The organism is Desulfuromonadales bacterium, from assembly GCA_035620395.1.
Taxonomy (GTDB): domain Bacteria; phylum Desulfobacterota; class Desulfuromonadia; order Desulfuromonadales; family DASPGW01; genus DASPGW01.
Genome location: DASPGW010000024.1, coordinates 1 through 7,311, shown reverse-complemented (window position 1 = coordinate 7,311; position 7,311 = coordinate 1). Strand labels below are relative to the sequence as shown.

Below are 7,311 nucleotides of genomic sequence, written 5' to 3'. Positions count from 1 at the left end.
CGGGGAAAGCCGGTGGCGGTGATCGGCTCGGGGGCGCGCACCATCATCACCACCGCCTCCTACGAGGCGCGGGCCTGCGGAGTAAGGACCGGCATGACCGTCCGCGAGGCGAAGGAGCGCTGCCCCGGGATCGTTCTGGTGGTCGGCAACAACCGCCGCTACACCCATACCTCTGCCGGCATCGTCGCCATCCTGCGCGACTACACCCCGCTGGTCGAGGTCTTCTCCATCGACGAGGCCTTCCTCGACCTGACCGGCTGCCTCACCCTCTTCGGCCCGCCCGAGCGGATCGCCCACCAGATCAAGGCACGCATCCGCCACCGCTTCGGCCTCACCTGCTCGGTCGGCGTGGCACCGAACAAGCTGCTGGCCAAGCTCGCTTCGGAGATGAAGAAGCCGGACGGCCTCACCGTCCTGCGCCCGGCCGAGATTCCCGCCCTGCTCGAAACGGTGCCGGCCGGCGAACTCTGCGGCATCGGCCCGAAACTAAAGCGCCAGCTCGCCCTGCTCGGCATTCGCACCTGCGGCGAACTGGGTCGCTTTCCCCTCGCCATCCTGACCCGCAAATTCGGCATCGTCGGCGAGCGGCTGCAGCAGATGGGACGCGGCCTCGACGACTCGCCGGTCGTCCCCGCCGAAACGGAAGGCGAGATAAAATCGGTCGGCCACAGCATGACCCTCGACCGCGACCTTTCCCATCCGGACGACATCCGCCGCCGCCTGCTGGAACTCGCCGAGATGGTCGGCCGCCGCGCCCGCCGCTACGGGGTCGCCGGGCGAACCGTCACCCTGACCGTCCGTTACACCGATTTCAGCACCTTCTCCGTCCAGGAGACGCGCCGGGACTATATCAACCGCAGCGACAAGATCTACGCTGCGGCGACGGCGATCCTCCATGGCCTCACCCTGACCCAGCCGGTGCGCCTGCTGGGCGTGCGCCTGAGCAGCCTCCGCAGCCAGGCGGCGCAGTACTCTCTCTTTCCGGAGGAACAGAAACGCCTGCTGGTCGCCGAAGCGATGGACCAGGTCAACGACCGCTACGGCACCGCCTCCGTGACTTTCGGCAGCATTCTCGACCAAGACGGCCGGTCGCGAGTCATCGCCCCGGCCTGGCGACCCGAGGGAATCCGTAATGTGGACGTAGAATAGGTCCGGTTGCGGCAGCTCAGTCCTCTTCCCTGACGTTGTCTTTCGACCAGGTCTTGTGTTCGCCGGTGGGGACTTCGACCTCGAAGAAGTCGTCGCCCGGCCTGCAGCCGACGACCTTTCCGGTCTGGTGGGTGACGATGTGCTTGACGTGCTTATCCTGGCCCGCTCTGACCGCGTTACAAATGTTTTCGAATTCTTCGTGTCTGATCATGACAACCTCTCCGTTGCTGCTGATTTTTCGCCAACCTGCTGTTTCTTCGTCTTTTCCTCTTCTGCTCCTTATTCTATCACCTCCTGCCGGATCGTCCAGCAGGGGTGCCGGCCGGTTTTTTCGGAAGACGAAAATACCCCTTGAACTTCTGGTCGCAAAGGAGTATTTCCTTTGTTCGGCGGGGTGCGTCCCCCCTTGCATACATCCATTTTTTACCCTTGGCGAGACTCCAGATGACTTCCGCAAAAGCACATTCCAGACCTCCGCTCCTCGGCCCCCTTCTTTTTCTCCTCGGCCTCCTTTGGGCCGGGGCTGCCGAGCAGGGAATTCTCTCTTTCCAGCAGGCGCTCCAGTACGGCCTGACCGTGGCCGCCTCCGGGCTGATCATCTGGGGGCTGCACGGCCTCAGGGCCGGGAAGTGGCGTATCTTTTCCCTGGCCATCCTGCTGGCCGCGGGGACCTTTTTCGCCGTTCATCTCAACTACCTGAGGGTGGATTACGGCCTGGCAGGAAGGGAGCCGCTCCGGAACCTGCTGCCGGTCTACCAGGACCTGCTCCTGGTGCAAATCGTGGCGGTTTCGGCAATGCTTCTTGGCAGTTGCCTGCTCGGCCTGGTTTGGGGGAAATTCCGGTCGCACGGTGAATCCGGGTCAAAGGGGACAAAGAAAAAACGCCGGCTGCGGACGGCGCCGGTAAAATCATCGCGGCTGGTCCGCGCCCTGCGGCGCTGACCGGCCAAAAAAGAGAGACAGGCACAACAGGAGAAGACCCGTCTGCCGGCTCGCCAGTCAGCAATCCCCCTTCTATTTTCACAGTATTTCCTTTTTTTACCCCACTTTTTCGGCATACAATAAGAAATCTGCGACTGGCCGATTCCGAGCTGCCGGTAGTAACATTTTCCTCCAGAGGCTGCCCCCCGATACCGTCGGAATAACTTGGTGCCGAAACTTCCCCTGGAGAACATAGAGGGATTTCCATGAATTATACGGTGGCGAAAAAATCCGCGCTGATGGTGGTACTGGTCGGAGCGGTGATTTCCGCCTGGCTATTTCTGGGACCGCAACAGAGCAGGACGGGTTTGCCCGCTCGGAACGCCTCTCCCCAGGCCGCCCCCGTGGAGGTGGCCCCCATCGAGCGCGGCCCCATGGAGCTGCGGCGCATCTTCAGCGGGGCGCTGGAGGCGCCGGCCCAGTTCGACGTCGCGCCGAAGGTGAGCGGGCGGGTGGAGCGGCTGGCGGTGAATCTGTCCGATATCGTCTCCCGCGGACAGTTGGTGGCGGAACTGGATAACGACGAATACGTCCAGGCCGTGGCTCAGGCTAAGGCCGAGCTTGCCGTCGCCGAGGCCAACCTGGCGGAGGCCGAAAGCGCGCTGGAGATCGCCGGCCGGGAGCTGGAGCGGGTGACCAGGCTGCGTGATCGGGGAGTGGCCTCCGAGGCGAACCTGGATACGGCCCGGGCGAACCAGCTGGCCCGGGCGGCCCAGCTCGAGGTCGCCAGGGCCGGGGTGACGCGGGCCGAGGCGGCGCTGGAAACAGCGCGCATTCGGTTGGGCTACACCCGCATCACTGCCGACTGGAGCGGCGGCGACGAGCGGCGGGTAGTGGCAGAACGCTTTGCTGACGAGGGACAGACCGTGGCAGCCAACGCGCCGCTGTTGCGCATCGTGGAGCTTGATCCGCTCACCGGTGTCATTTTCGTCGCCGAGAAGGATTACGGCCGGCTGCAGCCGGGGCAGGAGGTGTCCCTTGCCACCGACGCCTATCCAGGCGAGGCGTTCGGCGGCCGGATCGCGCGGATCGCGCCGGTGTTCCGGGAGGCGACGCGCCAGGCGCGGGTGGAACTCACCGTCGACAACCCGGGCCACCGCCTGAAGCCGGGGATGTTCATCCGCGCCACGGTGGTGCTCGCGCATGTGGCCGATGCCGTCATCGTGCCGGAAGCCGCTCTGGCCACCCGCAACGACCGCACCGGGCTGTTCGTCGTCAGCGCCGACGGCCGCAGCGTCGCCTGGCGGGAGGTGCGGGTCGGCATCCGCGACGGCAGCCGGGTGCAGGTGCTCGGCGAGGGCCTCGCGGGCCGGGTGGTGACCCTCGGTCAGCAACTGGTTGACGACGGCTCGACCATCATCATCCCTGACGGTCAGACCGGAGCCGCCGGGCCGCAGGCCCCGGGGCGGCCATGAAGCTGCCCCAATTCAGCGTCCGCCGGCCGGTTTTCACCACCATGGTCACCCTCATCGTGATCGTGCTGGGGGCCGTTTCCTTAAACCGGCTGCAGATCGACCTGCTCCCCGACATCGAACTGCCCACCCTGACCATCCGTACCGAGTACGAGGGGGCGAGCCCGGTGGTGATGGAGCGGCTGGTCACCCAGATCATCGAGGAGATCGTCGGTACTGTCCCCGGGGTGGAGGACCTGACCTCCCAGTCGTCCGAGGGCAGCAGCACCATCCGCGTCACCTTCGCCTGGGGCACCGACATCAACACCGCCGCCCTGGACGTGCAGGCCAAGCTCGAGGACGAGATCAACGAGCTCCCGGAGGACATCGTCCGGCCGCGGGTCAGCAAGTTCGACGTGTCCAGCTTCCCGGTGGTGCTGCTGGGCATCTCCAGCAACCTCGACCCGGTGGAGCTCACCCAGCTCATCGAGGATCAGATCCGCTACCGCTTCGCCCGGCTGCCGGGAGTGGCGCAGGTCGACCTGTTCGGCGAGTTCCGGCGGGAGGTGCGGGTGGAACTCGACCCCGACCGGCTGAAAGCCCTCGGCCTCCCCCTCGACCGGGTGCTGCAGGCGATCCGCGACGCCAACCTGGACCTGCCGGCGGGACGGATCGAGCAGGGGCGCTACGAGGTCACGCTGCGCGCCCCGGCCGAATTCGCCCACCTGGACCAGATCCGCAATACGGTCATCTTCCGGCAGGGCGGGGCCGCGGTGACCCTGGGCCAGGTGGCCGAGGTGCGAGACACCTACGAGAAGATGCGGCGCCTGGTGCGGGTCAACGGCGAGCGCGGCCTGCGGGTGGCCATCCGCAAGGAGTCCGGCGCCAACACCGTCGAGGTTTCGCGGCGGGTGCTGGCCGAGATCGAAGCGGCCAACCGCGCCTATCCCCAGGTGCGCATCGTGCCGGTGATCAACCAGGGCAACTTCATCGAGCGCTCCATCGCCAACGTCGCCCAGTCGGTGCTCTACGGCGGCGCGCTGGCGATCTTCGTCCTGCTGTTCTTCCTGCGCAACCTCCGCAGCACCCTGGTCATCTCCCTGGCCATCCCCATCTCCCTCATCGCCACCTTCGCCCTCATCTATTTCGGCGGCTTCACCCTCAACCTGATGACCCTGGGCGGCCTGGCGCTGGGGGTGGGGATGATGGTCGACAGCTCGGTGGTGGTGCTGGAGAACATCTTCCGCCGCCGCGACGAGGAGGGGGAGGCACCCACCCCGGCGGCGGTGGCGGGGACATCGGAGGTCGGCCCCGCCATCATCGCCAGCACCCTCACCACCCTCGTCATCTTCCTGCCGATGGTCTTTGTGCGGGGCGTGGCCGGCATCCTCTTCCAGGAACTGGCCTACGTCATCATCTTCTCCCTGGCCTGCTCGCTGCTGGTGGCCCTTAGCCTGGTGCCGATGCTCGCCTCCCGGCTGCTGCCTCCGCAGACGGCCGGTACGGGGCGGTTCCCAGCCCTCGCCGCCCGGGCGGAGGCCGCCTTCCGCCGATTCGACAGCGGTTACCGCGATCTGCTGCGCCGGGTGCTGCGCCATCCGTGGCAGACCGTCCTTGCCGCGGGCGCCCTGCTCGGCGCCAGCCTGCTGCTGCTGCCGCTGATCGGCACCGAATTCCTCCCGCCCAGCGACGAGGGCGAGGTGCGGGTGACCGGCGAGATGGAGATCGGCACCCGGCTGGACCTGATCGACCAGCAGACCCGGCGTCTGGAGCAACTGGTCTATCCCGCCGTGCCGGAGATGGTCTCCGCCGTCGCCAGCGTGGGGGCCTCGGGCTTCAATCCCAATGATGCCTCCCGGGGCGAGCTGCGCATCTCCCTCACCCCTGCCGCCCAGCGGCAGCGTTCCAACACCGAGATTGCTGCGGATCTGCGCCGCTCCCTGGCGGGACAGGTGCCCGGCATGATCGTGCGCACCCGGGCGCCACAGGGGCAGTTTCTGCTGGAGCGACTGCTGGGCGGGGATCAGGGGGTGACGGTGGAGGTCCGCGGGTTTGACCTCGCTACCCTGGATGCGCTGGCGGCCCGGGTGGAACGGGCCATTGCCGACGTGCCAGGGGTGACGGACTTCGAGATCAGCAAGAAGGCCGGCATTCCCCAGCAGGAGATCCGGGTGAACCGGGACAAGGTGGCCGATCTGGGCCTGAGCGTGCGGGATGTGACGCAGGTGCTGGAGACCGCCGTGGCTGGCTCCCAGGCCGGCGAATTTCGCTCCGAAGGGAACTCCTACCGAATCTTCGTGCAGCTCCAGGAGGCGGAAAAGCGTTCCCTGGACGAAATCCTCGACCTGACCCTGGCCACCGGCGACGGGGAGCAGGTGAGTCTGCGCAATCTGGTCGACACCGAGTCGAGCCGGGGGCCGATCCTGATCGATCGCAAGGACCAGCAGCGGCTGGTGACGGTGCTGGCCAACGTCGCCGGGCGCGACCTCGGTTCGGTGGCGGCGGATATCCAGAGCCGGCTGGAGCTCATCCCCCGGCCGGTGGGCTATGACCTGACCATTGCCGGCAATTTCGAGGAGCAGCAGAAGGCTTTCGATGACCTGATCGTCTCCCTGCTGCTGGCGCTGCTGCTGGTCTACATGGTGCTGGCCTGCCAGTACGAGTCGCTGCGCGATCCGCTGGTGGTGATGGTGTCCGTGCCGGTGGCGGCGGTGGGGGTGCTGCTCATCCTGTTTCTCACCGGCACTACTCTCAACCTGCAGTCCTACATCGGCTGCATCATGCTGGGGGGGATCGTGGTCAACAACGCCATCCTGCTGGTCGACCAGGCCGGGCAGCTCCGCCGCACCGGCATGGGCGTGCACGAGGCGGTGGCCGAGGCGGGAAGAAGGCGGCTGCGGCCGATCCTGATGACTTCACTGACCACCATCCTGGCGCTGCTGCCGCTGGCGCTGGGCATCGGCGAGGGGGCAGACGCCCAGGCGCCGCTGGCGCGGGCGGTGGTCGGCGGTCTCACCGGCTCGACCCTGATCACCTTGGTGCTGGTGCCGGCGGTCTAGTCCCTGTTCCATCCCGAAGCGAAAGGAAACCGCCCGTGAATGCGATCGGCCTGACCCGACTTCTGCTCCCGCCTCTGGTTCTGCTGCTGCTCGGAGCAGCCAGCGGGCTGGCCCAGCCCGATTCAACCGGCATTCAGCAAGGCGAGGTACTTGAACTCTCCGTCGAGGAGGTTGCCTTGCTCGTCCTGCAGAACAACCGCGACCTCCAGGTGCGCCGGCTCACCCCGGTTATCGTCGGGACTTTCGAGCAGATCGAACGCGGGGCCTTCGACCCCGAGGTTTTCGCCGAGCTCGAATACGGCAAGGAGCAGGCCACCGAGACCGCCCGTGCCACCGGCACCCAGTTCGCTGTGGAGGGGAATGAGGCCACCGCCATCGCCGGCATCCGAAAATTTTTGCCTATGGGGACCACCATCGAGGGGACGGTCGAGCAGTCGCGCAGCATTTCCAACCGCGCGCCCGAGCAGCAGGTCGCAAGGGTGGGGCTCACCGTGAATCAGGCACTTTTGCAGGGGTTCGGAGCGGCGGTGAACCTGGCCGCCGTGCGCCAGGCCGAATTCGGCACCGTTGCCAGCCACTACGAGTTGCGCGCCTTCACGGAGGCTCTGCTGGCTGAGGCGGAGTCCGCCTACTGGAACTTCGTGCTGGCCAAAAAACAGATCGCCATCTTCGAGAGCTCGCTCGCTGTGGCGCGCCAGCAGCGGGATGAGACCGAACTGCGGATCGAGGTC

At 66.5% G+C, this 7,311-nt stretch carries 6 protein-coding genes; 5 read left to right on the top strand and 1 reads right to left on the bottom strand.

All coding sequences use genetic code 11. From position 1 onward, the window contains the following. Positions 1 to 1,149, top strand: a 1,149-nt coding sequence (dinB, locus tag VD811_01475; GenBank protein ID HXV19641.1) for a DNA polymerase IV, incomplete at its 5' end; no start/stop codon positions are given. A gap of 16 nt (positions 1,150 to 1,165) precedes the next feature. Here dinB and VD811_01470 read toward each other — a convergent pair. After that, complete coding sequence (locus VD811_01470) at positions 1,166 to 1,360, bottom strand: hypothetical protein (protein HXV19640.1); 195 nt, start codon at positions 1,358 to 1,360, stop codon at positions 1,166 to 1,168. A 233-nt stretch (positions 1,361 to 1,593) separates the two neighbouring features. Between VD811_01470 and VD811_01465 the strand changes: the two genes are divergently transcribed. From VD811_01465 to VD811_01450, 4 genes are all read left to right on the top strand, one after another. Further along, positions 1,594 to 2,091: a hypothetical protein gene (locus VD811_01465; protein ID HXV19639.1), complete on the top strand. Its 498-nt coding sequence runs from the start codon at positions 1,594 to 1,596 to the stop codon at positions 2,089 to 2,091. A gap of 245 nt (positions 2,092 to 2,336) precedes the next feature. Then, positions 2,337 to 3,545 carry an efflux RND transporter periplasmic adaptor subunit gene (locus VD811_01460; protein ID HXV19638.1) on the top strand — a complete coding sequence of 403 codons (1,209 nt, stop codon included), beginning with the start codon at positions 2,337 to 2,339 and terminating at the stop codon, positions 3,543 to 3,545. Then, entirely contained in the window at positions 3,542 to 6,580 is a 3,039-nt protein-coding gene (locus tag VD811_01455) for an efflux RND transporter permease subunit (protein HXV19637.1), read from the top strand. The genes VD811_01460 and VD811_01455 overlap by 4 nt, the downstream gene beginning before the upstream one ends. A gap of 35 nt (positions 6,581 to 6,615) precedes the next feature. Then, a partial coding sequence (locus tag VD811_01450) for a TolC family protein (GenBank protein HXV19636.1) occupies positions 6,616 to 7,311 on the top strand: 696 nt, incomplete at its 3' end.

What these genes read in the sequence shown, in the direction of transcription:
- VD811_01470 (HXV19640.1), bottom strand. Translation starts at nt 1,360, where the DNA reads ATGATCAGACACGAAGAATTCGAAAACATTTGTAACGCGGTCAGAGCG.
- VD811_01465 (HXV19639.1), top strand. Translation starts at nt 1,594, where the DNA reads ATGACTTCCGCAAAAGCACATTCCAGACCTCCGCTCCTCGGCCCCCTT.
- VD811_01460 (HXV19638.1), top strand. Translation starts at nt 2,337, where the DNA reads ATGAATTATACGGTGGCGAAAAAATCCGCGCTGATGGTGGTACTGGTC.
- VD811_01455 (HXV19637.1), top strand. Translation starts at nt 3,542, where the DNA reads ATGAAGCTGCCCCAATTCAGCGTCCGCCGGCCGGTTTTCACCACCATG.